The 24,091-nt window shown below is 46.5% G+C and carries 22 protein-coding genes; 8 read left to right on the top strand and 14 right to left on the bottom strand.

The genetic code is table 11. From position 1 onward, the window contains the following. Positions 1-150 precede the first annotated feature (150 nt). The gene (locus SSED_RS03245; protein ID WP_012140975.1) at positions 151-1,545 is read right to left on the bottom strand and encodes a PhoH family protein; all 1,395 of its coding nucleotides are present in this window, start codon (positions 1,543-1,545) and stop codon (positions 151-153) included. A 545-nt stretch (positions 1,546-2,090) separates the two neighbouring features. On the opposite strand from SSED_RS03245, the gene rapA reads away from it, so the two are divergent. Continuing rightward, positions 2,091-4,997 (top strand): RNA polymerase-associated protein RapA, encoded by a 2,907-nt coding sequence (gene rapA / locus SSED_RS03240; protein ID WP_012140974.1) that lies wholly within the window; start codon positions 2,091-2,093, stop codon positions 4,995-4,997. Between the two features lie 114 nt (positions 4,998-5,111). Next, a complete protein-coding gene (locus tag SSED_RS03235; protein WP_012140973.1) occupies positions 5,112-5,993 on the top strand; it encodes a DUF3530 family protein in 882 nt (293 codons plus the stop codon). 315 nt (positions 5,994-6,308) lie between these two features. Here SSED_RS03235 and SSED_RS03230 read toward each other — a convergent pair whose 3' ends face one another. Then, entirely contained in the window at positions 6,309-7,145 is an 837-nt protein-coding gene (locus SSED_RS03230) for a crotonase/enoyl-CoA hydratase family protein (RefSeq protein WP_012140972.1), read from the bottom strand. Between the two features lie 410 nt (positions 7,146-7,555). On the opposite strand from SSED_RS03230, the gene SSED_RS03225 reads away from it, so the two are divergent. Beyond that, the gene (locus tag SSED_RS03225; protein WP_012140971.1) at positions 7,556-8,551 is read left to right on the top strand and encodes a response regulator; all 996 of its coding nucleotides are present in this window, start codon (positions 7,556-7,558) and stop codon (positions 8,549-8,551) included. Positions 8,552-8,565: 14 nt separating this feature from the next. After that, positions 8,566-9,537 (top strand): GGDEF domain-containing protein, encoded by a 972-nt coding sequence (locus SSED_RS03220; protein WP_012140970.1) that lies wholly within the window; start codon positions 8,566-8,568, stop codon positions 9,535-9,537. Between the two features lie 100 nt (positions 9,538-9,637). Here SSED_RS03220 and rraB read toward each other — a convergent pair whose 3' ends face one another. The 6 genes from rraB to SSED_RS24920 all read right to left on the bottom strand — a co-directional run bounded on the left by rraB (position 9,638) and on the right by SSED_RS24920 (position 14,525). Next, positions 9,638-10,066, bottom strand: coding sequence for a ribonuclease E inhibitor RraB (gene rraB, locus SSED_RS03215; RefSeq protein WP_012140969.1), 429 nt, complete (start codon positions 10,064-10,066; stop codon positions 9,638-9,640). Positions 10,067-10,163: 97 nt separating this feature from the next. Next, positions 10,164-10,886, bottom strand: coding sequence for a 1-acylglycerol-3-phosphate O-acyltransferase (locus SSED_RS03210; RefSeq protein WP_012140968.1), 723 nt, complete (start codon positions 10,884-10,886; stop codon positions 10,164-10,166). 228 nt (positions 10,887-11,114) lie between these two features. Then, positions 11,115-11,924 (bottom strand): metal ABC transporter permease, encoded by an 810-nt coding sequence (locus SSED_RS03205; RefSeq protein WP_041421518.1) that lies wholly within the window; start codon positions 11,922-11,924, stop codon positions 11,115-11,117. A gap of 105 nt (positions 11,925-12,029) precedes the next feature. Beyond that, positions 12,030-12,944, bottom strand: a complete 915-nt coding sequence (locus tag SSED_RS03200) for a metal ABC transporter solute-binding protein, Zn/Mn family (RefSeq protein WP_012140966.1) — start codon at positions 12,942-12,944, stop codon at positions 12,030-12,032. Continuing rightward, a complete protein-coding gene (locus SSED_RS03195) occupies positions 12,928-14,115 on the bottom strand; it encodes a membrane protein (RefSeq protein WP_012140965.1) in 1,188 nt (395 codons plus the stop codon). Before SSED_RS03195 ends, SSED_RS03200 begins: the two co-directional genes overlap by 17 nt. A 122-nt stretch (positions 14,116-14,237) precedes the next feature. Continuing rightward, a complete protein-coding gene (locus SSED_RS24920; RefSeq protein WP_012140964.1) occupies positions 14,238-14,525 on the bottom strand; it encodes a hypothetical protein in 288 nt (95 codons plus the stop codon). A gap of 279 nt (positions 14,526-14,804) precedes the next feature. Here SSED_RS24920 and SSED_RS25050 point away from each other — a divergent pair, with 279 nt between their 5' ends. Next, a complete protein-coding gene (locus SSED_RS25050; RefSeq protein ID WP_263053380.1) occupies positions 14,805-14,930 on the top strand; it encodes a hypothetical protein in 126 nt (41 codons plus the stop codon). 156 nt (positions 14,931-15,086) lie between these two features. Here the strand turns inward: SSED_RS25050 and SSED_RS03190 are convergent, their stop codons facing one another. Beyond that, positions 15,087-15,422, bottom strand: a complete 336-nt coding sequence (locus SSED_RS03190) for a hypothetical protein (protein WP_012140963.1) — start codon at positions 15,420-15,422, stop codon at positions 15,087-15,089. A 193-nt stretch (positions 15,423-15,615) separates the two neighbouring features. Between SSED_RS03190 and SSED_RS03185 the strand changes: the two genes are divergently transcribed. Beyond that, positions 15,616-17,259 (top strand): mechanosensitive ion channel family protein, encoded by a 1,644-nt coding sequence (locus SSED_RS03185; RefSeq protein WP_012140962.1) that lies wholly within the window; start codon positions 15,616-15,618, stop codon positions 17,257-17,259. A 230-nt stretch (positions 17,260-17,489) separates the two neighbouring features. Here SSED_RS03185 and SSED_RS03180 read toward each other — a convergent pair whose 3' ends face one another. The 4 genes from SSED_RS03180 to SSED_RS03165 all read right to left on the bottom strand — a co-directional run bounded on the left by SSED_RS03180 (position 17,490) and on the right by SSED_RS03165 (position 22,230). After that, positions 17,490-19,202: a formate--tetrahydrofolate ligase gene (locus tag SSED_RS03180; RefSeq protein ID WP_012140961.1), complete on the bottom strand. Its 1,713-nt coding sequence runs from the start codon at positions 19,200-19,202 to the stop codon at positions 17,490-17,492. Positions 19,203-19,484: 282 nt separating this feature from the next. Then, entirely contained in the window at positions 19,485-20,318 is an 834-nt protein-coding gene (locus SSED_RS03175; protein ID WP_086022460.1) for a MaoC family dehydratase, read from the bottom strand. Positions 20,319-20,589: 271 nt separating this feature from the next. Beyond that, entirely contained in the window at positions 20,590-21,219 is a 630-nt protein-coding gene (locus SSED_RS03170; protein ID WP_012140959.1) for a hypothetical protein, read from the bottom strand. Between the two features lie 129 nt (positions 21,220-21,348). After that, positions 21,349-22,230 (bottom strand): TraB/GumN family protein, encoded by an 882-nt coding sequence (locus tag SSED_RS03165; RefSeq protein WP_012140958.1) that lies wholly within the window; start codon positions 22,228-22,230, stop codon positions 21,349-21,351. 55 nt (positions 22,231-22,285) lie between these two features. Here SSED_RS03165 and SSED_RS03160 point away from each other — a divergent pair, with 55 nt between their 5' ends. Then, positions 22,286-22,597, top strand: coding sequence for a hypothetical protein (locus SSED_RS03160; RefSeq protein ID WP_012140957.1), 312 nt, complete (start codon positions 22,286-22,288; stop codon positions 22,595-22,597). Between the two features lie 164 nt (positions 22,598-22,761). Here SSED_RS03160 and SSED_RS03155 read toward each other — a convergent pair whose 3' ends face one another. Then, positions 22,762-23,286, bottom strand: a complete 525-nt coding sequence (locus SSED_RS03155) for a DUF3016 domain-containing protein (RefSeq protein ID WP_012140956.1) — start codon at positions 23,284-23,286, stop codon at positions 22,762-22,764. 417 nt (positions 23,287-23,703) lie between these two features. Between SSED_RS03155 and SSED_RS03150 the strand changes: the two genes are divergently transcribed. Next, positions 23,704-24,009, top strand: coding sequence for a hypothetical protein (locus tag SSED_RS03150; protein ID WP_012140955.1), 306 nt, complete (start codon positions 23,704-23,706; stop codon positions 24,007-24,009). Positions 24,010-24,091: the final 82 nt, after the last annotated feature.

Raw genomic sequence — 24,091 nt, 5'->3', positions numbered from 1 at the left:
CAATAAGTGTGTGCATCGGCTTAAGTCACATTTGTTACAAGACTTATTTCATAAAGATAAGCTTCATAGAGAAAAGGCCCGGGTTAAACCCAGGCCTTATTGGTTTAATATCAAGCTGAAAACTTCAACATCATATTCGAATCGATGACGCTACAAGTTCTCCTCGGCAAACTCGGCCAAACGTGAGCGAACAACACCATTGAGGTAGATATTGGCGCTGCCCTCGAAGTCTTTAAACCGCTCGACAATATAGGTTAATCCCGATGTAACTGCAGTTAGATAGTTGGTATCAATCTGAGACAAGTTACCACTACAGATGAGCTTAGTTCCCTCTCCCATTCGGGTGATCATGGTTTTGATCTGAGACGCTGTCAGGTTTTGACACTCATCCAACAGCACGACCGAATTCTGAATAGAACGTCCTCTCATAAAGTTGATGGACTTAAACTGAATGTTAGCCTTATCCATGATGTAATTCATGCTACCGCTAGGGTTAACATCATTCTTGTGCAGCACCTCGAGAGTATCGGTAATGGCCGCAAGCCAGGGTGCCATCTTCTCCTCCTCGGTACCCGGCAAGAAGCCTATGGACTCGGCGATTTCCGGTGTATTTCGGGTGACGATGACCTTTTCATACATGCCTCGTTCTACCACCAACTCCAATGCTGCGGCCATAGCCAATAGCGTCTTACCACAGCCCGCCGGCCCGGTCAGAATGACCAGATCGATATCGGGATCGAGCAACGCCTGCAGAGCCATGCCCTGATAGATATTCTTAGGCCTTATCCCCCATGCATCGAGATTAAGGAGTCTATCTTTACCCAGATCCAGTAATTTCAGGTCTGTGTCGCCACGCTCAACGACTCGACCACAAAAGTTCGAATCCTCATCAAAAAGATATTGATTGCTATAGAAGTTTTCATCACCCACCTCGGCAACCGGAACAGTATGGTAGGTGTGCCGGCCATGAGTTTCGGTAGAGACGTGCTCCTTTCTCTCCCAAAAATCGCCACTAAACTGGTGAAAGCCCTTGGTTAAGAAGCGAATATCATCGATCAACTGGTCGGTACGATAATCTTCAACCAATATGATCCCGGCCCCCTTGGCTTTGAGGCGCATATTGATATCTTTCGTCACCAAAACGACTGTGCGAGGATGATGGAGTTTTTGCAGGTGTAAAGCCGTGTTGATAATACGGTTGTCGTTATTGTTCAGGGGAAGTGATGATTCGGTCTGTTCGAGTTGATGATCGGGGAAGATAGCGAGTGTGCCGCAAGCATCACCATGATCTTCTCGCCGGGGAAGTTTAACGCCTTGAACTATCTCCTCGGGGGTCGTTTTGTTGCCAAGAATATCTTCGAGTGCTCTGATCGCCACCCGGGCATCTCTACTTACATCGCGTTTTCTATCTTTAATCTGATCCAGTTCTTCCAGAACTGTCATCGGGACCACTACATCATGCTCTTTAAATGAATAGATAGCTAAGGGTTCATGTAGTAATACATTGGTATCCAGTACAAACAACTTTCTGTCGTCTTGTTCCATGGCGCCTCCATAATTTCTATCGGTCTGATGTTGAGATCTTTGCAGCTGCTCCTGTATATGTGGGGTATAAATAACAAGTATGAATAAACGGTCAGTGAATTCAGCAATAAAAAAGCTACCACCTAAATCCATACTGACACCAATACAGTAACGCATCAATCACTTACTTAGAACTTTCTATAATTGAGAGCACCTTGGTTATACCCAAGCCATAGGCTAATTTTCACAGTAAAACAGCCAAGCTGCCCAGCTCATGCTCAAGTTTAGATTCAATAATTTCGCACCGTTAACTCGTTTTTAATTGAACAATAAGTACAAAAAACTTGCTACACTTAATGCCAGATGCCCCTCGCCTTGCGGGAGTTGCTCCGCTCGCCATGACTGCGTTAGCACGACTGAAAAGGACTTATTCCGATAAGAGGAGCATTAGCCCGAAATGGTACCCGATTTTGTTCAAGCGACCGAGCCGTGAGCCTTGCACTTTGAGGGAGTTTGGGTAAAAATACGCGCCCCTCGAGATTCACCCTGTAGATGAGAAATAAGTAATGCCCTTTTCCTTAGGTCAACGCTGGATAAGTGATACCGAATCTGAACTTGGTTTAGGTACAGTAGTCGCACTGGAAGGCCGTATGGTCACCCTGATGTTTCCGGCAACGGATGAGAATAGATTGTTCTCACGCACCGATGCTCCCTTAACTCGTGTTATTTTTAATCCGGGCGATAAAGCCGAAAGCCACGAAGGCTGGAGCCTGACCGTTAGTGAAGTCGAGGAGAAAGATAACCTCATTATCTATCATGGTATTCATAGCGAAACCGGTGAGCAGGCCAGTCTGAGAGAGACCTTGCTTAACCATAATATTCGTTTCAATAAACCACAAGATAGACTCTTTGCCGGACAAATTGATCGCCTCGAACGTTTCGGCGTCCGCTATCAATGCCAGTTATTAAGACACAAGTTAGCAACCTCCGATCTTCTTGGCTTACAGGGCCCAAGAGTCGGTCTGATCCCTCATCAGCAGTGGATTGCCCATGAAGTCGGACGCCGTTTTGCCCCCCGGGTATTACTGGCCGATGAGGTGGGACTGGGTAAGACGATTGAAGCGGGTCTGATTATTCATCAGCAACTGCTTACCGGTCGCGCCGAACGTATTCTGGTTATCGTACCCGATACACTACGCCATCAATGGCTGGTCGAAATGCTGCGTAGGTTTAACCTCAAATTCTCAGTCTTCGATGAAGATAGATGCATCGAAGCCTATGCCGATAATGATAACCCTTTCTATACCGAACAACTGGTTATCTGTTCACTCGAACTTCTGCGTAAGAAAAAACGCTTAGAGCAAGCCTTGGATGCCGACTGGGATCTGATGGTCGTCGATGAAGCTCATCACCTGGAGTGGACCGAAGATGCGCCTAGCCGTGCATATCGTGTCGTAGAAGCACTCAGTGAAGTCGTCCCCGGCGTTCTCTTGTTGACAGCGACCCCGGATCAATTGGGCCATCAGAGTCACTTTGCCCGTTTACGTCTGCTGGATCCGGATCGTTTCTACGACTATGAGGCGTTCCTTAAAGAGGAGAGCAGCTATAAAGATGTTGCCAGTGCCGCCGACGCCCTGGCCAGCGGAAATAAGCTACCCGACGATGCTATCAATAGCCTTACAGAGTTACTGTCTGAAAAAGATATCACACCTAGCATTAACGTGATTCAGGCGACAGATATCGATCCCGATCAACAGCAAGATGCCCGCGATGAACTTTTGCAGGAGCTACTGGACAGACACGGTACCGGCCGCGTCCTGTACCGTAACAGTCGTGCCTCGGTAAAAGGCTTCCCGACCCGTATCTTCAATGCGTATCCTCAGGCGATGCCATCTCAATATGTCACTGCCGCGCGCGTCGGTGCCATGATGAATGGCCATCTCGATACTCAAGGTAAAGTTAAGCAAGCACTGAGTCCCGAAAAAATCTATCAGGATTTTGACAGCAACAGCGCCAGTTGGTGGAAGTTCGACCCCAGAGTCGACTGGCTCATCAATTTCTTAAAAGAAAACCGCAGAAAGAAAGTGCTGATCATTGCTAGTCAGGCAGAAACAGCGCTCAGCCTCGAAGAGGCATTGCGTACACGTGAAGGTATTCAGACGACCGTATTCCATGAAGGTATGTCTATCATTGAACGCGATAAAGCGGGAGCCTACTTTGCCCAAGAAACGGGTGGTGCTCAGGCTCTTATCTGTAGCGAAATTGGTTCGGAAGGTCGTAACTTCCAGTTCGCCAGCCAGCTTATCCTGTTCGATCTGCCACTTAACCCTGATCTGCTCGAGCAACGTATCGGCCGTCTGGACCGTATCGGTCAGAACAATGATGTCGAGATCCACGTACCTTACCTCGAAAAAACGGCTCAAGAGTGCTTGATGCAGTGGTACCACAAAGGACTCAACGCGTTTGAACAGACTTGTCCGAGTGGACATATTCTCTTCAGTGAGTTTGCAGAGCCCTTGTTAGATGTGCTGATTAATCAAAATGATGACTCGCTCACCGAGCTGCTTAACCATACCCAAACTCGATACAAAGAGTTGAAAACTGTGATGGAGCAAGGTCGGGACAAGCTACTTGAGATTAACTCACATGGTGGCGAACGGGCTAATAAGTTAGTACAGAGCCTGGCCGCTCGTGATGAAGATACTCAGCTTATCGGCTCAGTTATACGCTTATGGGATGTTATCGGTGTCGAGCAGGAGGACTGTGGTGAAAACGCTATCGTCTTGAATCCGAGTGAACACATGATGTTCCCAACCTATCCGGGTCTTCCCGAAGATGGCATCACAGTCACCTTCGACAGAGAGATGGCATTGTCGCGAGACGATATTGCGCTTATCACTCAAGAGCACCCGATAGTGCAGACAGGACTGGATCTGATCACTTCATCTGAGACGGGTACCACCAGTGTTGCCGTGTTAAAGAACAAGGCATTACCGGCTGGAACCATCTTCCTTGAGCTGATCTACATGGCCGATGCTTCGGCGCCTAAGTCCAGCCAGTTATACCGTTACCTGCCGCCAACGCCGGTACGTATCTTACTGGATAAGAATGGTAATAACCTGTCTGACAATGTGACCTATGAGAGCTTTAACAAGCAGCTCAGTGCGGTTAACCGTCATATAGCCAGCAAGTTAGTCAATGCGTCGCAGACGATTTTACATCCTCTGTTCGCCAAGGGCGAAGAGTTTGCCGAAGTTGAACTAAAGCTCTTAGCCGATAGTGCCAGAGCCAAGATGACCTCTCAGCTCACATTGGAGTTAGAGCGTCTCGAAGCCCTTAAAGCGGTGAACCCAAACATCCGTGATGAGGAGCTTGAGCATATCCGTGAGCAGATGAATGAGCTCAATGGATACCTCGATGGCTGTCTGCTGCAACTCGATGCGATTCGCTTAGTTCTTGTAAGTCACGCTTAATCAGGTACCAGGCGCTGGGTTCTAGGACCTAGCGCCTAGCTTCTGAATTCTAGGACCTTCTTTTCCAACCTGTTATACTTGCTCTATCCCAGATTAACATTCAGTTCGGTCTCTATGAGTCTTATCCGCCTGTTTTCCTTTCGCTTTATGCTTATCTCTTTAGCTATTACCACTGCTTCTTCAACAGCATGGGCAGAAGATGCTGACAAAGTGTCGAAATATGACTATCTGCCCAGTGACGAAGTGATCTCAATCGATGTCGGTGAACAAAAATCTGAGGTACTCATTCGCTCTTGGGTAGGTAAGAAAAAACTGGGAGCGGCTATCATGTTTGCCAATACAGGCATGGATGCAGACTCTGCAGGCCTTCAGGCATTTCTGAGGCGAGAGTTGACCCATACGGGATGGGCAACAATCTCGATAACCCCGCCCAACAGCGTGATGACACCGAATTTTGCGACCAGCCCAGAGGAGGTCGCCAAGGCCGGGGAAGGAAAAGAGATCCAGAAGAGCAGTGAGCCAACTCAACAGTTCACCGATGAAAACTGGCAAAAAATAAGGGAGAAACAGGAACTATTTGTCGTTACATCCATGGACCAACTCGATGCTTTGGGTAAGCCCTATCCTGGAAAACGTATGCTCATCACGACGGCTCAGGGAGCGGGTCTGACTATCTCACTGCTCAGTAAGAATCAACTGCCAAAACCTGATATATTGGTCGTTATCAATCCATTTATGCGTCAAATCGATGAGAACCAGGCCCTACCTAAATTGCTGGCCGAGCTGGAGATCCCTGTACTCGATATTCAATCGCGAGATGGACATAGAGCCTCTCTGGACACGGTAAAGATAAGGCGCGAGCTTTCCCCACATAACTCACCATATCGATATAGCCAGCAACTGATGTCACTCAATCTGACTCAGGAGACCGCCTGGCAAACCTGTCTGGAACTGATTGAAGGCTTCGCTCAACGAATTAACAAGGCATACCCTTAGAGCCATCTAACAAAAATTAACCAGCAACTGATGTCATTCAATATGAACTCAGGAGACCGCCTGGCAAACCTGTCTGGAACTGATTGAAGGCTTCGCTCAACGAATTAACAAGGCATACCCTTAGAGCCATCTAACAAAAATTAACCAGCAACTGATGTCATTCAATATGAACTCAGGAGACCGCCTGGCAAACCTGTCTGGAACTGATTGAAGGCTTCGCTCAACGAATTAACAAGGCATACCCTTAGAGCCATCTAACCCAAATGATCAGGTTTGATCAGTAACAAGCCGCTTTTCGCAGCCCTATACTCAGGCTTACCACCATGCTTGTCGTTGTTTGTACTCTGGTTTACTGCCAGACCTAGCATCAGCTTCAGACTTGGCTTTATGAGATTGTCTCTTTGCCGCAATGATCCGATTACCGCCTAAAAGTAGCCTTACCTGACTGATAGATTCACGGGACAGTAAACTTCTGACACTCGCTCCCCAGCTGCGGTTAATGCTCATCTTGATTGCCGCATTGGCATCCGGTGATGTGTTGGCTATCTCGCTGGCTAGCGCCAAGGCTCTCTGCATGGGCTCGCTATCAATCTCAGTAATGAGGCCCTTATCGAGAGACTCACGGGCCGACATGATTTTAGCGGTCATAGTTAAGAGCAGAGCCTGATCTTTACCTACCAGCTCTCTGAGAGACACTAAGCCTGCCATATCAGGTACTAAGCCCCACTTAGCCTCCATGATCGATAACCGGGCATCTTCAGCCGCAATACGAATATCCGCGCCTAGCGCGATCTGCATTCCTCCACCAAAACAACACCCCTCTAAAACGGCAATCACCGGAATAGGTAAATTTCGCCAACCGAAGGAGACCCTTTGAGCCAAATTTGCATTGCCGGGTAACCACTTGAACAGTAGTTTGACCGGCTGAATTGGCGATTGAATGACACTTTTCACATCGAGACCGGAACTGAAGTTTCCGCCAGCCCCCGATAAGATCACCACTCTAACCGTCAGCTCTTTTCTCAACTCAGAGATAACATCGTCCAACTCCTTAAACATAGCGAAGTTAAGCGCGTTATATTTATCTGGTCGATCTATAACGACTTGTGCCACTCCATTAACTATTTGTAACTTAATATACTTCCTTGCCATCTCATCCTCTCAGCTCAAACTGGTCTGTCCAGAGTTGAAGGTTAACATATTTGGAATATTTAACTAATAGCGATAACATATAGGGAAAGTTTGACTTCAGTCAAAAAAATGGCACTCTGATTTACTATTTACACATAGAGTGATAGACAATGGTGATCTGGGTTTCCCCATGAATTGATAAATCGCGAAATTGTTCAAGGCCTCACGGATAGATATAGAGAATTTTCGCTGGCTTGAGCCATAAAACATAGCAATATCCTCGCCGAACTCAGCACATTGAAATAGTTCGAAAAGAGTTGAGCCTCAAAAAATAAAAATAATTACTGCCCCATAATTCATCATTTGAACAACCGAGTTCAATAATAAGTGTTATCTTGAATATATGAGCAAATTAGGATGTTAAAAGAATAATGCCGATCCCAGTACTCATATGCGATGACTCTGCACTGGCCAGAAAGCAGATGGCCCGAACACTTCCCAAAGAGTGGGATGTCGAAATAACCTTTGCCAACAATGGTGCCGAAGGCATTGAGGCTATTCGTGCCGGTAAAGGCGAAGTTGTTTTTCTCGACCTTAATATGCCGGTAATGGATGGCTATGAGGTGCTGCAAACCATCCAGCAAGATGATCTTCCAGCCTTGGTGATTGTCGTTTCCGGCGATATTCAAATCAAAGCCCATGAACGTGTAAAAGCCTTAGGTGCTCTGGATTTTATTCAAAAGCCGGTTAGCGCCGATGCCATCAGTAATATTCTGCAAGAGTACGGCATTCTGACTATCGCTCTGGGCGAAGAGACGAACGAAAGCCCGATGATAGAAGTCGATCTTAGAGATGCATGTCAGGAGGTCGCTAATGTCGCTATGGGACGTGCGGCGGACCTTCTGGCTAAACTGCTTGATGTATTTGTACTCTTACCCATTCCCAACGTGAATGTGCTCGAAGTCAGTGAGCTAACCATGACGCTCAAGGCCACCGAAGAGCGCAGCACCGTTTCGGCCCTATGTCAGGGGTTTATCGGTGCCGGGGTGGCGGGTGAAGCCCTGTTACTGTTTCATGACTCTTCGTTTAAAGACATGGCAAAGTTGATGGGGCTGGCGAACCCCGAAGATAGAAATACCGAAATCGAGGTGATGATTGACACAGGTAACGTCCTTATCGGGGCCTTCTTGAACGGTATATCTGAACAGCTTCATATGAAGTTCAGCCAGAGTCACCCTGTCGTACTTGGACGTCACTGCACGGTCAATGACCTGATCCATGATAATTCAGAAAAATGGTCCCGCACTCTGGCAATGGAGATCAATTACCGCATCGAAGATCATGATATCCAATGCGATCTTCTCTTGTTGTTTACCGAAGACTCACTACCGACGCTTAATTTTAAGCTCGGTTACCTGTTTGAATAAGTTGGACCAATCATATGTCATATGACCAAAGCGCAATGAACGAACTCCACTGGTTGATAGATATGGTTCAAACCATTGAAGTTGGCTTGGTGGTATTAGATAGAAATTTTGATATCCAGCTTTGGAATGGCTTTATGGAAAACCACAGCGGCGTCTCTCCTAACTCCATCAAGGGCTCTAATCTATTCGAGCAATTTGATTATCTACCGGCTTCTTGGTTAAAACAGAAGATGGAATCGGTTTTTCTGCTTAAAAATCGTGCCTTTATCAGCTGGGAGCAGCGCCCCTACGTATTTAAGTTTAAAAACTACCGCCCTATCACAGGTAGAGCTGACTTCATGTACCAGAATGTCACTCTATTACCGCTGTCATCACTAACCGGACAGATCACCCATATCAGTTTGATCGTTTATGATGTGACCGATGTTGCCATCAATAAATTACAGCTGAAAGCAGCTAATGAGCGTTTAGAGCATTTGAGTCAGACCGACGGCTTAACTCAACTGCATAACCGTCGCCATTGGCAGATGTGTATGCAAAAAGAGTTTGACCGACATAGTCGTTACGGCGATAAAACCAGTCTGGTCATGTTTGATATTGACCACTTTAAGAAGATCAACGACAACTATGGCCATTTAGCGGGTGATAAAGTCATCCAACATATATCCCATCTGCTAAAACAATCTTTACGTGAAACCGACTGTGCGGGGCGATACGGAGGGGAAGAGTTCTCTGTGGTACTTGCTCATACGTGTGCCAAGGGTGCACTTAACTTCGCAGATAGGTTGAGGAAAAAAATTGAAAAATCAGAGCTCGTCTTCGAAAAAGAAACGATAAAAGTCACGGTGAGTATGGGGATCAGCGATATTAATGATCAGCTTGAAAACAGTGGCCAATGGTTAGCCTACGCCGATCGGGCATTGTACCAAGCCAAAGAGTCGGGCCGAAATAATTGCGTTATTTACGACCAGGATTCTGCTGAATAGCCTCGCCGAAATTGAACAATAAAATAGAACCCTAATAATAGAACACTGCCCAATAAAAATGCCCATCGGAGATGGGCACTTTTAAATTAATCACTATCGATCAATGAACAGGTTTTTCCTCAAACTCTTCATCATCGTCAACGTATTCATCGTCGTCAATGTATTCGTTACCATCTTCATCGATGAAGAAGGTTCCCCAACCATCATAATCAACTTTCTGCTTCGCAGCCAACACGAGTAGCGCTTCACAGGCTTTATCTAACATTTCCACTTCAAGCTTATGATGAGCGATAGCATCGAAACAGAAGATAACAGAACCATCTTCAAGCTCCATCTCTTCGGCATCATTAACCTCAAAACCCGCTTTAAAAGCATCAACCGCCGCTTTCTCCAGGCGGTCGAAGTTAGTCGATGAAAAGTGATGCTCGATTGTGTACTCAGCATCAGGCTTTGAGCCATCATCTAAGATTGCCGTAACAATCTCCAGATTTTCCTGCTTCTGTGCCTTAAGTAAACGATCAATTGACATGAATAACTCCCAATAAAAATTCTGGTGTGATTATACGCAACACAATTGAAAATGCGAGATACACTTGCCTATAACACATGCTTAACCCGAGTTCAGGTTACTTAGCCATTAAGGCCGTAGCTTCCATGTTGAGTTGCGTCAGTCGAGCAGACATCATCGAATGAATTCTGTATGAAAGCTCTTTGACTTGAGATTTTGCTAACCCTTTCGTTTCAATAGGATCCATCATCTCTATGATCACGACGCCATTATTCCAGCGATTTAGTTTTATATGGCCTTGGTTAGAAGCAAGCACAGGCACCATAGCAACCCCGGCTTCTATCGCTGTATGAAAGGCACCCGATTTAAATGGTAGCAAGCCTTTGCCTCGTGAGCGTGTACCTTCAGGGAAGATCCAGATAGAGAGACACTTCTCTTTTATCTTTTTCGCCGTTTGAGCCATGGTGTCGAAGGCTCTGCTGCGATTCTTTCTGTCGATCAAGATATTACCGGACAACCAGTAGATCTGGCCGAAAAATGGCACCCAGGCTAAACTTTTTTTGCCTAAGCTCACCGTCCCTTTCGGTACCGCCGCAGTATGGGTGAACATATCGAAATTATTTTGATGATTAGCAAGAAAGACACACGGTTCTTCTGTTTTCACTTCAGGTTTACGAACAATCACCTTGATACCTAATACCGGCGCAGCGAAAGAAAATATTTTAGCGAACATGTGTACATTGTCACGATGACGCGGTCTGATTAAACAGAAAAGGCCACCAAAAACAAATGATAGCAGTAACATGACTGCTAAAATCAACGATCTGAGGATTAAAAGCACAACTAACTCCCTTGATATCAGTGCCGACAGTATAGCCAGCAAGGTGATGCGACTCAATATATTGTTTACATATGTAGACTGAGAAAGGCCAATCCCACCCTAATCACAACCAAAATTTAATCGGCAAATCTATCACACGAAACAAGGCTAAACTTTAATTCAGATTAGAGTTCACACCACACATAGAGTATATAAGCTCAAGCTTAATCCTGGTTTAACGGCACATGTTTAATTTTGGTTATATTCGAATTGAGCCTCATCCGAACCACCGCTCTGTTTCGGCTTTAATAGCCCCAACACCAGCCTGAACAATATGGCACTGACCGCAAGAGTTGCGACTATCGCCGCTCCGCTTGGCAGATCGAAACTCGCCGATAGCACTAACCCGAAAATATACCCAGTTAGCCCCACCAGATAAGCCGCGACTAAACGGTATTTACTGCCAAACTTATTAACCGCCAGTGCGGGTAGTATAAGGGTACTGAAAACCAGATAAACTCCGACCAGTTCGACAGAGAGGGTGATGACCAGAGCAAACATAATATAAAACCCACTTCCATCAAGCAGTCGGGGTCTAAGATAGATCACAGACAGCACGATTGCCGACACGGAGGCGGGAAGGACAAGTTGAGACCAGTTTACCCAGAGGATCTGACCAGACATCAACTGTTTCAGCATCTCTGCGCCATGGGGATCATTAGATAACATTAGCATGGCAGCCACGGCAGCGAGTACATAGAAACACCCGATTATCGCTTCCAGCTCATCGGCCATTCGTTTAGATAGCCAGGCAATAAAAGCCGCTCCAGCCAAAGCAAACAGGGCCGGCATCCAGATATTTGAGAAGGGAAGATGTTCAATATCATGGTTCAGGTGCGCGACAATCGCCCCCAGAGCAGCCACTTGAGCAATAGCCAGATCGATGAAAATGATGCCCCGTTTTAATACCTGACGCCCGAGAACAACATGGGTAGATAACACCAATACTCCGGCGGCAAAGGCCGGTAATAAAATCGAGAGCAGATCGAGATCAAACATAACTGATTCTCTTTGATTGAAGTAACTCGTATATGAGATAAATATCGACACCTCTGCTCCTGATATAAGCAAAGGCGTCGATAACTTGAACTAAAACAAGCCTGTTTACTTGCTCTTAACGCCCAACAAGAGATCTAACACACTGTCATATAGGCTAAACAGATCTTGGCTCTGTTCATTCCCTCCCACAGACATAGGTAAGACCTGAACGGGCAGATTAGCTCTCTCACCTAACCAGTTAGCGCCACGCTCATCCTGATAAGATGCCACGACAATTGCCATGATATCTCCGGCTTCTGTGCGCTTAAGCAGGCTTGCCAGATGACTGCTGCTCGGCGGCAGGCCAGGTTTTGGCTCCAGATCGGCGACCTGCTCTATCCCAACCCAGCTGAACAGATATCGAAAGCTTGAGTGGTAAGCAATCACTTTCTTACCTCGCAGAGAAGCCGCCTTCGCTTTCCACAGAGGGATAGCCTCACTCCATCTCTCACTGAAGTCAGTCAGAGACGTTTGATATTCGGCTTTCGAATCGGGATCCAACTGTATCAGCTTATCCGTTAATGCCTGTGCAACCTGTAAGACACGCTCTGGAGAAAAGTGCAGATGCGGATTCCCCTGAGCATGTACATCTCCCATACTACGGTCGACAGACTCAAGCATATCTAATGTCTCCACCTGATCCGCAGCATAGAAGAGTCCCAGATCGGTAGAGCGTACCTTAGAGTTGGAAGATTTCATCTGCAACATAGGTAACCAACCCACCTCGAGCTCGGCACCAGCACAGACCGCAAGATCCGCTTGTCGCATCTTGGCGATTAGGCTTGGTCTGGCTTGCACCTGATGTGGATCTTGCATCGCTGTCGTCGCAGAATAGATCTTAGCGTCGGGCGCTAACTCTTTCGCAAGAGCCGCATACTCAGGCTCACAGGCAAAAATATTCAGCCCGGCATTCGCGACACAGGAGTAGCTAGCCATCAAGGCAAGCGCGGCGATTTTAGTCAGATTAGAATTGATGCGCACCGTGAGCCCCCAGAGTCATAACATATTGAAGAGTGATGACGTTATCATCTTCGATACCGTCGAAATTAGTGCCTTTCTGGTTAGTGTACTGCAGACGCACTGTAGAGAAGTGGCTATGATGCCAGGCCAGGCTGACCTCACTCTCTTTCAGTTTCTGACCATGGAAGTGATCGCCATGCATCTCCTGAGTGTCGACTTCACCATAACGTAAACCCGCTGACCAGTTAGGAGAAAACTGGTAAACACCGCTGAGATACCAACCCTGCTGATCATCGACACCGTGCTCACTCAGGTGCTCATCTTCGAGAGCTAACGGAGTGAAGTCCGTCACCTTAAAATATTCACCACTTACAGTAAGGTGCTGATATTTATAGTTGCCATTCGGCGCCCATTTATAGACGAAATCGGCAATATAGGTATTCTCACCGGTATAGTTCGCACTGTGGCTGTGGTCATGACCATGGTCATCATCCTCAAGCTCAGCGTGATCCTCATGTTCATCGGCAGTCATGCGGCCATTCTCGTTTCGCATATAGCTCAGGCCAGCCTGCCAGGAACCGTTAACACCGATATCTCCACCTAACTTGGTATAAGCAGTATAGATGCCCAACTCTTCAAATTCACGCTCGCCGTGTTCATCGACGGCGCGCATGCTGTCCCCTTTGAAGGCTTCGATCCCCATCGCCCAATAGATATCCGTCGGCGCGACGTAGGTTAGACGAACACCGTCATCAAAATAGTGGCTGCCCAGGAATGCTCGGTAGGCTGCCGGTCGATCGGAAAAGGCATCGGTATGTACATGTTGATTATTGAGATAACCCACATCAGAGAGGAATCGACCCGCTCGAACAGAGAAGCCGCCTGGCATAGCGAGAGTCTGAATGAAGGCCTCTTCTAAGCCCAGTTCCGTTTCTCCCTCATGCATCTCAACCACAGCGGTCAATTTGCCATAAAACATATCATCGATGTTGGCGCTCATCGCCAGCTCGGTATGCCCTAAGCCAAACCCTTCAACACGCTCCGCCATAGGACGCTCGGTGTTTTGATAGTAGCCATCGAGGACGGCACTGATCGCAGGGTTGCTCAGTGATGGGTCCTGTGCAAAAGCTGAAGTCGAAAACAGGGCGCACGCGGCGGCCACGCATGTGATGCGATTATTTAAAACGGTCATTTATTTCTCCAAAATACAGCAAAGTTCCCCGCCCTTTTTTTGGGCAGGTGAACAAAATCAAAAACGCTCAATAATCAAAATGGATTATTTGAGACGATAAACTTCTATGGTTTGAATTTGATTTACCGCTGAACCGGAGGGGCTCGACTTCGAAAGACGTTAACGTGCGCAGCGCGGTGCCCGCAGGCTTGATAGCTAACGACCTCAAATGTTGGAACTGAGACAGGAAAATTGAAAAGACTGCTTGGCAGTAACTTGTTTAACTGATGCTGATGGAAACAGAGGGTACAGTGACCCTGAGCGCCGTCATCAATATGCTGAACACTATGTGCTGAAGCGGCAAACGACAGGCAGATCAATATGGCTGATAGCCAAATTGCAACTCCTTGTCTTACGCTACTTCTCACCATAAAAAGGCACCATAGATAATGTACTGAAAAAACTAACACCAACAGATCGCGGTCAAGTTTATGCAAACAGAAGGTTAAGTCAAGTTACCGTTTTAATATAAATGGCAACTATTGATACAATAAATGTAAGAAAAGGTAAGTTGCTCTCCCCAGGAAAGTGATCCAGATCGATTGTTTTCGGCAAACAATTAATACTGATTTAAGCTGTACAGACTAATATTGCATCAGATACATTGATAACAGATGCTAAAATTATACCCATCAGGGGAGTTAACGACCATGTTAGAATTCTTTCGCGAAAACTTTAAAATGATCCTTTGGACCTCAATCTTTTTCATTGCCGTTGGCGGTGGGATCTACTACGTCGAAGCAGCCTTAGAAGCACAAGTTCAGGTTATCGACTAATTTAGCACTCAGCTAACTATGCCCACTGAGTGAAAAGCACGAATGTTCGGGTGGTTGTTCGAATATCGGCGATATTGATATCGACAGCGACCTGAATAATTGTTTATCCGACTCGCCCTTCCCCCACCTTAAAACCTTGGCTTTTAACGCATTAAGCTAACGATACTTACGCCTGTGTTCACTATCATCGACAAATGGCTTCACCGGGGCTTCGGTGACTTTCAGGTGATCCATCATATGGCTGACCAGTAAAATCATAGCCGAAAAAATTGCGACCGCTGTGGTAACGTTACGAAGCTCCGGAGTGAAATACCCATAGACTAAGGCGGCGAGACCGACATAAAACCCCAATATTTTCAAACGCGATAGGGTTGGACTCTTACCTAACCAGGCCTCACAGTGCGGACACTGGATCTGTGAATTTAAGCCTTTGCCTCGTTGATTCTGAACCTCGTTCACACCAAAACACTGACTACAGTGGGTACACAACACGTGTTGAGCCTCTACTTCTTACAAAAATTCGATGCGTGAGTCTAACAGAATCTTTATCAAAAATACGGTTTCCAGTTCGCCTCTGTCAGCCATTCATTTGAATATCGAATAGTACTAATTTGTTGATCTCAATTTACAGTAACCCTATCAAAGTAATATTATAAGCGCCTACAAAAGGAACAGGAATCTACCTATGTACCGCATACTCTCTCTGGTGATGCTCACAATAATCGGGCTCAGCGGCATGCCTTCGCAAGCGCAAACCCCAACACCACCCCTAACCGAGCCCTCGATTGAAACCACGGCAGAAGCCGGTGAACTCTCTTCACTGCAGGATTCGATCACCCTAGACGTCAACCGTCTCAAGCTGACGAAGGGGGAGTTAACCAGCTTCACCGAATACAGAATCAAAAAAAATGCGCAGTTACTGCACCTCAAGCTCCAGGAGTTGATGGATGAGACCCCTCTAAACAGCAAACTATTACTTCCGCTGGTTCGGGAGCATCTGGACTTCATCAATCGGGTAGATATTTATTATACAGACGACATTAAACAGCTGAGAAGTGAACTTGGTAAAGATAATGACGCCGCGATCATGATGCAGCTATCGCTCAGAGAGAGAGAGCGTGATGCGCAATTGGAAGCAAAACTCGATACCCTCAAATGGGCAGAAAAGTTAGAGATAGATACAGGCAATCAGGCTGACCTCCTCATCAAGACATTAGTTAAGCGTGCGGATAAGCTCAATAGCCTGGTTCAATACACGCAAGAGAAGCTACAAGCCGCAGTGAGTGAAGCAAGTCTTGCCGGCAGTGATGTAACCTCGGAGCAGACTCTGCTGGTCACTCAGCTTAACGAGAGACTGGCTCAAAGCAGCTCCAGTTTAGCCGTCGCCATCGGTCTGCTCGACATAGTAGGCCAAGACACCGCCGAGTTAAAACAGACGCTTTTCAGTACTTCCGGCGACATCACTCAAGATGTGTTGAACATCGATGTCGCATCGAGCCTGATTGAGCAGTGGTTTACCGCTGCCAAGACCCAAGCCATAGACAATGGACCCGGTGTCATATTTAAGCTGTTTATCTTCGTCTTGATTCTGTTTGTCGCCAACCTGGCGGGCAAACTGGCTCAGAAAATTGTCAAGAAAACGGTGAGCAACTCCAAGCTGCAATTCAGCCTTCTTCTGCAGGAGTTCTTTATCTCACTGTCGGGTAAGGCCGTATTCACCTTAGGTGTACTGATTGCCCTTTCTCAGCTGGGGATTGAGCTCGGCCCTCTATTAGCCGGTTTCGGTGTTGCCGGTGTGATTATTGGTTTTGCACTTCAGGATACGCTGTCAAACTTTGCCTCGGGGATGATGATTCTGATCTATCGCCCTTATGATGTCGGCGATCTGATCAATGCTGCAGGCGTGACGGGTAAGGTAAGTCATATGAGCCTGGTCTCGACCACAATTAAGACCCTAGATAACCAGAGATTAATTATTCCGAATAATAAGATCTGGGGCGACACCATCAACAACATCACTGTTGAGCATCAAAGACGTGTGGATATGACTTTTGGCATAGGTTACGGCGATGATATTGAAAAAGCTGAGCGAGTAATGAATGCCATCTTGCTCGAACACCCTAAGGTACTTAAAAACCCAGAGCCTATCGTTAAGTTACATACATTAGGTGAGTCTTCGGTAGATTTCGTTGTACGCCCTTGGGCTAAGCCGGAAGATTATTGGGAAGTGTATTGGGACGTCACCCGCACTGTGAAGATGCGCTTCGATGCAGAGAACATCAGCATTCCATTCCCGCAGCGCGATGTTCATATTTATCAATCAGAGTAAACCAGCAAGACGCTCACCGAGTGAGCTGATTGACGGGCACGCCCTAATCGGCGCCAGCAGAGCTGGCTGTACAAGCTAAGACGATGCTCACTACGTGAGCTAAAAGGAAAACAGGGCTTCAATGATTTGTCGCCTTGTTTTCCCTTATAGAGCGTAGCTCGTCGCATAGGTTTCACCGTCCGCAAAGCGATAGGCCGCAAGGCGTCGTCTTTGCCCCTTCCCGACTTCAGTTACGCCAATCCGACTATTTCATCGTCTTCATTGATATCCACATTCAAATATCCTGGCTTAATACCCAACCCAGGCATTGTCATCACCTTACCGACCAAGGCTGTTATAAAACCGGCGCCGGCATTGATTTTCAACTGAGTGATAGGCAGCTCGAAATCGGTCGGAACTCCTTTAACCTTAGGTTCATGACTTATCGATAACGGGGTCTTGGCCACACACACAGCAAGTTTATCCAGCCCCATTGAGTTTATCTCTTGCAGCTGGATTTTGGCGTCTGGTGACAATTTTATTCCTGCCGCGCCATACCCTGCCTCGGCGATAGTGAGCAGCTTTGACTCTATACTCTCATCGAGCTGGTATAGGAATTTAAAATCAGATTTCTGCTCTGTTGCGCTGACAACGACCCTGGCCAATGCCTCGGCGCCTTTCGCTCCCTGACTGAATCCTTCACAGATCTCACAACCAAAAGCCGCAGTTTCAAGCACCTTAGCTTTAAGCCATGTCAGCTCCTCAAAGGTATCGGTTGGAAAGCGGTTGATCGCCACGACTACCGGAGCGCCATATTGACTCACGTTATCGATATGCCATTTCAGGTTAGCAAAGCCTACTTGTAGACGCGCCATATCGGGCCGGTTGATATCATTTTGTGAATCTATACCCGAGTTGGCTTTCAGGGCTTTTAATGTCACCACGACAACGGCGGCATCGGGTGTCTTACCCGATACGCGCGTCTTGATATTGCAGAATTTTTCGAACCCCATGTCTGATCCAAAACCACCTTCAGTCACCACGATATCGGCAAGCTTTAAGGCTATCCTGTCGGCGATAATCGATGAGTTGCCGTGAGCGATATTGGCAAAGGGGCCGGCATGAATAAGACAAGGATCGCCCGTTAATGTCTGCATAAGCGTAGGTTCTATCGCATCACTCATGATCACAGTCATCGCGCCGGCAACGCCTAAGGTCTCAGCAGTTATCGGTTGCCCCAGGCTATCCAGTGCAAGCACTAGCTTTCCGATACGTCTGCGCATATCTTTTAAGTCCAGACTCAAAGCCAATATTGCCATCAGCTCTGAAGCGGCGGTGATATCAAATCCTGAGTCATGTATGGGGCCGTTATTGGCTCCTAACCCTACGGTAATATTTCTTAAACTGCGTTCATTATGGTCCACCACCCGGCGCCACAAGATCTTCTCAGGATCGATATTAAGGGGCGCTTGCCCCGACTGCTCCCGATACTCGTCAGCCGTCATTCTGGACTCATGAAATAATCTGGCATCGATAGCCGCTGCGGCTAAGTTATGGGCACTACTCACGGCATGAATATCACCGGTCAGATGCAGATTCAACTCCTCCATCGGGACCACCTGGGAGTAACCGCCACCAGCAGCCCCTCCTTTAATGCCAAAAACGGGTCCCATACTGGGCTGGCGAATACAGGCGCAGGCTTTTTTACCCAGAGCATTTAATCCCTGAGTTAAGCCTATGCTGGTGACTGTTTTTCCTTCACCGAATGGCGTGGGTGTCACGGCCGTGACAATGACTAACTTCCCCTCTAAATTGTCATCTACGCGCTTTAAAATCGATAACTTTACTTTAGCTTTAGCGTCTCCAAAGGGGACAAGCTCAGATGAGGTAATGCCGAATTTTTCTGCGATTTGGGTAATGGGTCGATGCTTGGTTTGACGAGAGATCTCGATATCGGTCAGCATTCTAATGTTCCCCTTTTTTAATAATATGTAGGATAGTTCTAGGTAGAATAAAATATGCGCCCCGAATATAGGGGATCTACGACGTGAGCTAAATAGCTGACTTTGAAATGCCTTACTTATTTAAGCTTTTATGAATCTAAATCAAGAAATGCGGCCCCACTTGTTAGTAAGCGGTAATGCAAGTGTAGGTGGTTTGTGAAAAACAAAAAAGGCGCGTTCACGCCTTTCATCATTCTATCTGATAAGAGCTACCGGATAAGAACTACCGATAAGAACTTAGGGCTAAAGAAACCTAAGCTCTCCGGAGAGGTGCGGACGACGTCCACGGGCATCTCTCAATTCAAATATTAAATTGTCTTCGTTAATTTCGGCTGCAAAACTCACATCGGAGGGCATGAAAAGTGGCAGCTTAAAAGCGACATCCACAGTACAGGGACGATCGCCAATCTGAGGCATCATCTGAGCAATACAGCGAGCCTTAGACCACATGCCATGAGCCAGAACTCTATCGAAACCAAATCGCTTTGAGAGTAGCGGATGTAGGTGGATCAGGTTGTAATCACCGGAGGCCTTAGCATAACGGCGTCCGAGATCATCGGACAAGGACCAGGCTTGGGGCGTTTCCCACGCCATGCCATTCCCCTTTGGCGGGCGAACACGACGCGTAGCACCTTCGATACGATACAGGTAAGTCGATAGCGACTCCCACACCAACTCACCATCGACGAAAGCACGAGATACGAGATCAAATTCCAGCCCGGAATCAGTTACTTGACTATCGGTCAATTCGCACTCTAAGTTGAATTTCTCATCGACACTGACGGCTCTGTGCAAGGTGATGCTATTTCTTAGGTGTATCATGCCAAGCAGCGGGAAAGTGATAGCCTGATGGGTAAAAATCACCGCATGCAGACGAAATGCCATCACATAGAGATAGGTCAGGGGTAATGTTTTACCATCGAAGTCAAAACCACATACTGAGGCGTATTGCTCAACTTTTTCCCGAGACAGACATACACCCGAACTACTGACTTGGATTTTCGGTAATGCTTGTTCATTCCAACCCGGCTTACGGCCAAAGAAGATCTTGCGATACAAGGAGAACAGCGAAGGCAACGCCTTTAATTCAATCGAATAATCTTTTTCCACGCTTACCGAACCTTTCAAGTTTCAAACCACCAAACCGATATCAAGCGGGCGATTATACCCAAACTGAACGAGTTTGTCCTTAGTTCCAACCTTTTGTAACCAAGAAAGGGGCTGTAACGACCAGTCACTAACAAGTCCAAAATATACAGTTCAATGAATTAAAGCAGATAATACAAATTCATTACTCAGGCTTCATCAGCCAGGTTACGACTTACTGGCGACGAGACTCTGACTGAAGCTAATCAAATAATTCGACCTGATTGTCTTCCAGCTCTGTAACAATACCTTTGAGATAGACCTTCTCTTCAGTCATCATCTGAGAGATTCGCTCCGGAGACATGCGTTTCAGTAACACTTTGCCGCTATTGGGGTGAAAAAGGACTTTTCTCGGCCAGGGACCGCCTAAGTCCTCTGTTTCTATCGGGATATTTTCCAGTGCCAGGTAGTTTTTCACAAACTCAATATTAGACTGCCCGACATTGAGTACCGAAGTTTTTGTCATCTGTGCCCCGCCGAAAATTTTAGCCTTCAACCTGTGGCGTTGACCACCCGAGGTTAAGATGCCATTAATTAACTGCTCCATCGCTAAATTCCCGTAGCGACAGGAGTAACTGGTTAATTGGTGCCAATCTTCATTGAGCTCTCTTTCCGGGAGAAGGAAGTGGTTTAAACCGCCAATACCTAAGAGTGGATCCCAGATACAGGCCGCCACACAGGACCCGAGCCGGGTAAATATATATTCATCGTGGGAAGTAATATAAAAGGCGCCGGGGTCGACCCTGGCGATCACTTTACTATGTTTTTTGTCCCAGTTTCTGGGGATCCCCTCAAAGCCAATTCGTGGCGGAGGTATCGCGACAGCCTGCATTCAGCCTCCCTGCTGTGAATCAAATAGAATCTAGCCCTCCCCTATGGAGTAGGCTAGTTTCCAGAGTATAGACAGGCGACCATTAACTTGCCCTGTTATTTAACTTAATCGAGTTCCACAGGCTCTGATTCAATTACACTGTTTCTGCCAACAATTTGTAGTCTCAGCACCATATTTTTGCATCTCAAGCACCATGCTTCGGTCGCCGACCACATGCCCGGCTCCGACAGCTATAAACATAGGTTGTGGAGTGTCAGGGTCGAGCATCAGCTCTCTTATTCTTGCCGCCATGTCGATATTTCTTTTCCATAAAATCTTCTCGAGTAACTCTTTATTGTCTCCATCGGACATCTGCCCCTCCATCAATTCGGCAAGATGAAGTTCATCTCCTGTGCGCCATGAGCTAATCAGGCCGTGCATATCTTCATCGGGTCCTTCGATGGCCTCTTTAACCATACTCCATTGGGTCTTATCATCGAATGAAGCCATAAGTTGAAACTGAAACTCGGTACTTTCCAACTCCAAAACAGGCCTGCCCCTGTTCTTTGAGATCAATACCTGCTCGACCCCATATACAGCGCTGTAGCCCAGCGCTTCAAATCTGGCCATTCCCAGTTGCATCGACTGCAACCAGGGAGCATAACCACTTAATGCGGCGCACTCTCTCGCCCTTCTCTGACAATAACTATCGAGTACAGCCTGAGTCTCAATATCGATAGGAGCCTGACCTACTCCGTACTTTCTGATCAATGTGGCAATATCAGCGCTGGCAGCATCCGCTTCAACCACCAAGGACTCAGCCGAATCGAACAGAGATTCAATTTGCTCAGGCATAGGATAAAAATTTGCCTTGCCCACATGAATCGACCCCAACAGATAGGAGACCTTCCCCTTATATTCAATTTTATAAAATGGTGGCGTATCCAGCGGTGCCGCTTGGGCACAAGCCAGCCCCATCGCCACAAACATACATACCAATGCAACTAATCGCTTCAGTTGACTTGTTGCCATCTGCTTCGCCCCTTATAATCCCGACAATTAAAATTTATGTAAATGAGAGGCTGTTATGCCACACACACGTGTTATTGAACAACTGAAAGACAACTTACAAACAGCCTATCGTAAATCGATCGATGCCGATGGTAAGTTAGATGAATTAAAAAAAGCCGGCCACGTAAAATTTAATACCATCTTTACTCAAGAAGAGGGTTTCAGCACAAGCAGCAACCGCTTCCGCCCTTATGTTCAAGAGCTGGCAGATGAACTGGACAAGATGCCGACCGATGCAGAAAAGCTACCCGCGGCCTTAGAAAAATTTGTCCGTAAGCTTGGGGTTTTGCTGCAAACCCTGCAAGCCTTTAAAGATCAATCAAAGTAAACAGTGCTCCACAGGTGATTCTGTCACCTGACCATCATTTTAGCACCATAGTATTCTTGCGGTTTTGGTTATGATGATAAAGATAATCATCAACAGAAAAAAGGCTAAACAAGCAGTCAGCTCATTTAGCCTTTTTAAACATTCCGGAGTCACTTAACGGCTCATTACAACTTAGGTTCAACCGTCTTTTTCAGCCAGTCAGTAAGCATTTTTGACTCGTATCTCATCGGCTTATCACTCGCGCGCCCAACCCTTTGCATAAACCCCATATCGGTCAACTTCTCATCGCCAGCCATAATGACCTTGTCTCCTTCGAGAATTTTATAGCTGAAAGTGATGCGTGGAGGATAGAGCTCTTCAACTAAGCGAATATCATTCATCGTGGCGCCAAAAGTGGGCCTGACATCACCGGCGAGGTCGAGATCTGTCACCAGCATCTCAAGCTTTTGCTCACTCTTTAATGTTTTACTCGCCTCTCTATTCAAGTTCTTAGTCAGGGTATCAAATGTTCTTTTTTCATATCGGGATTGAATATCACCGACCGCCTTCACATCACGAAAGCTCTTGGGATCTTGCCACTCAATTTTTACCACTCCTTGCTCGGTCACTGGATTTTCAACAGTTTCATCTGCTGCAATCACAGCAGTGGAAGTTAATACTCCCGCAAATAATATATAGGTTAACTTCATATGAGCCTCCAAAGGCTGAACTAGGATGTTTATAGCCAAATCTTTGCAAATGCTATTGATATCGGTATTAAGTATTAAGAAGGTATTTGTACGGGTGCTGATTTAATATACAAAACCTATCCTGAATATGGGCTTAATGCAAAGTAATTAATGCCTATGCAGCTGTATAGCTGCACTATTAAAAATAGACCGCCACACTCACGATTTGTTCTCATTGCAAATGCAAGAAACTGTATCAATACTTATCAAGGCCAGGTATGTGATATCAACGAGGAGCTAGTATTAAGGAGCAAACATCTCCTCACCATTCGCCTTGAATTCGGTTGCCAAAAAACTCTTAGTAGATCACTTTCCTATACCGATTGGTATCACTTGAGTATAGAATATCTGCTCTTTCTATACCGGGCCGTTTCGTAAATGAAAAACTCTCTACCCATTATCTTTGTTATTACCCTTTTTGTGACCCTCGGAATCACGCTCTATCTGATTAACCAATCCGAAGCCTCCGATGAACCAGAAACCTGGTCCTCTTTTGTCTATACCAATGGCTATAACTCGGGTCGATATAAAAAAGTCGATGACTTCGAAGATTACCCCTCATGTAGAGCCTATTCATTGGAGAAATCTGTGGAGAATGATCAAGCCCCATGGGAATGTGGGTTAAGATGCCGTTTTGACTCGAGCCGCCAAGGGTTCCAATGCGAGACGATGGAAAATGAGTAGATAAAGAAGTGATAAGCTCAGGCTCAGAATAGCTAACCGTGTAGTCTACAGCTATTTTAATGACGAGTAATAACCGCTGTTC

The organism is Shewanella sediminis HAW-EB3, assembly GCF_000018025.1.
Taxonomy (GTDB): Bacteria; Pseudomonadota; Gammaproteobacteria; order Enterobacterales; family Shewanellaceae; genus Shewanella; species Shewanella sediminis.
The sequence above is the reverse complement of the archived record's forward strand: the minus strand, read 5'-3'. Positions and strand labels throughout refer to the sequence as shown.

Excerpts from the sequence above, each read along its gene's own strand:
- SSED_RS03245 (WP_012140975.1), bottom strand. The coding sequence starts at position 1,545 with ATGGAACAAGACGACAGAAAGTTGTTTGTACTGGATACCAATGTATTA.
- rapA (WP_012140974.1), top strand. The coding sequence starts at position 2,091 with ATGCCCTTTTCCTTAGGTCAACGCTGGATAAGTGATACCGAATCTGAA.
- SSED_RS03235 (WP_012140973.1), top strand. The coding sequence starts at position 5,112 with ATGAGTCTTATCCGCCTGTTTTCCTTTCGCTTTATGCTTATCTCTTTA.
- SSED_RS03230 (WP_012140972.1), bottom strand. The coding sequence starts at position 7,145 with ATGGCAAGGAAGTATATTAAGTTACAAATAGTTAATGGAGTGGCACAA.
- SSED_RS03225 (WP_012140971.1), top strand. The coding sequence starts at position 7,556 with ATGCCGATCCCAGTACTCATATGCGATGACTCTGCACTGGCCAGAAAG.
- SSED_RS03220 (WP_012140970.1), top strand. The coding sequence starts at position 8,566 with ATGTCATATGACCAAAGCGCAATGAACGAACTCCACTGGTTGATAGAT.
- rraB (WP_012140969.1), bottom strand. The coding sequence starts at position 10,066 with ATGTCAATTGATCGTTTACTTAAGGCACAGAAGCAGGAAAATCTGGAG.
- SSED_RS03205 (WP_041421518.1), bottom strand. The coding sequence starts at position 11,924 with ATGTTTGATCTCGATCTGCTCTCGATTTTATTACCGGCCTTTGCCGCC.
- SSED_RS03195 (WP_012140965.1), bottom strand. The coding sequence starts at position 14,115 with ATGACCGTTTTAAATAATCGCATCACATGCGTGGCCGCCGCGTGCGCC.
- SSED_RS24920 (WP_012140964.1), bottom strand. The coding sequence starts at position 14,525 with ATGGTGAGAAGTAGCGTAAGACAAGGAGTTGCAATTTGGCTATCAGCC.
- SSED_RS25050 (WP_263053380.1), top strand. The coding sequence starts at position 14,805 with ATGTTAGAATTCTTTCGCGAAAACTTTAAAATGATCCTTTGGACCTCA.
- SSED_RS03185 (WP_012140962.1), top strand. The coding sequence starts at position 15,616 with ATGTACCGCATACTCTCTCTGGTGATGCTCACAATAATCGGGCTCAGC.
- SSED_RS03180 (WP_012140961.1), bottom strand. The coding sequence starts at position 19,202 with ATGCTGACCGATATCGAGATCTCTCGTCAAACCAAGCATCGACCCATT.
- SSED_RS03170 (WP_012140959.1), bottom strand. The coding sequence starts at position 21,219 with ATGCAGGCTGTCGCGATACCTCCGCCACGAATTGGCTTTGAGGGGATC.
- SSED_RS03165 (WP_012140958.1), bottom strand. The coding sequence starts at position 22,230 with ATGGCAACAAGTCAACTGAAGCGATTAGTTGCATTGGTATGTATGTTT.
- SSED_RS03160 (WP_012140957.1), top strand. The coding sequence starts at position 22,286 with ATGCCACACACACGTGTTATTGAACAACTGAAAGACAACTTACAAACA.
- SSED_RS03155 (WP_012140956.1), bottom strand. The coding sequence starts at position 23,286 with ATGAAGTTAACCTATATATTATTTGCGGGAGTATTAACTTCCACTGCT.
- SSED_RS03150 (WP_012140955.1), top strand. The coding sequence starts at position 23,704 with ATGAAAAACTCTCTACCCATTATCTTTGTTATTACCCTTTTTGTGACC.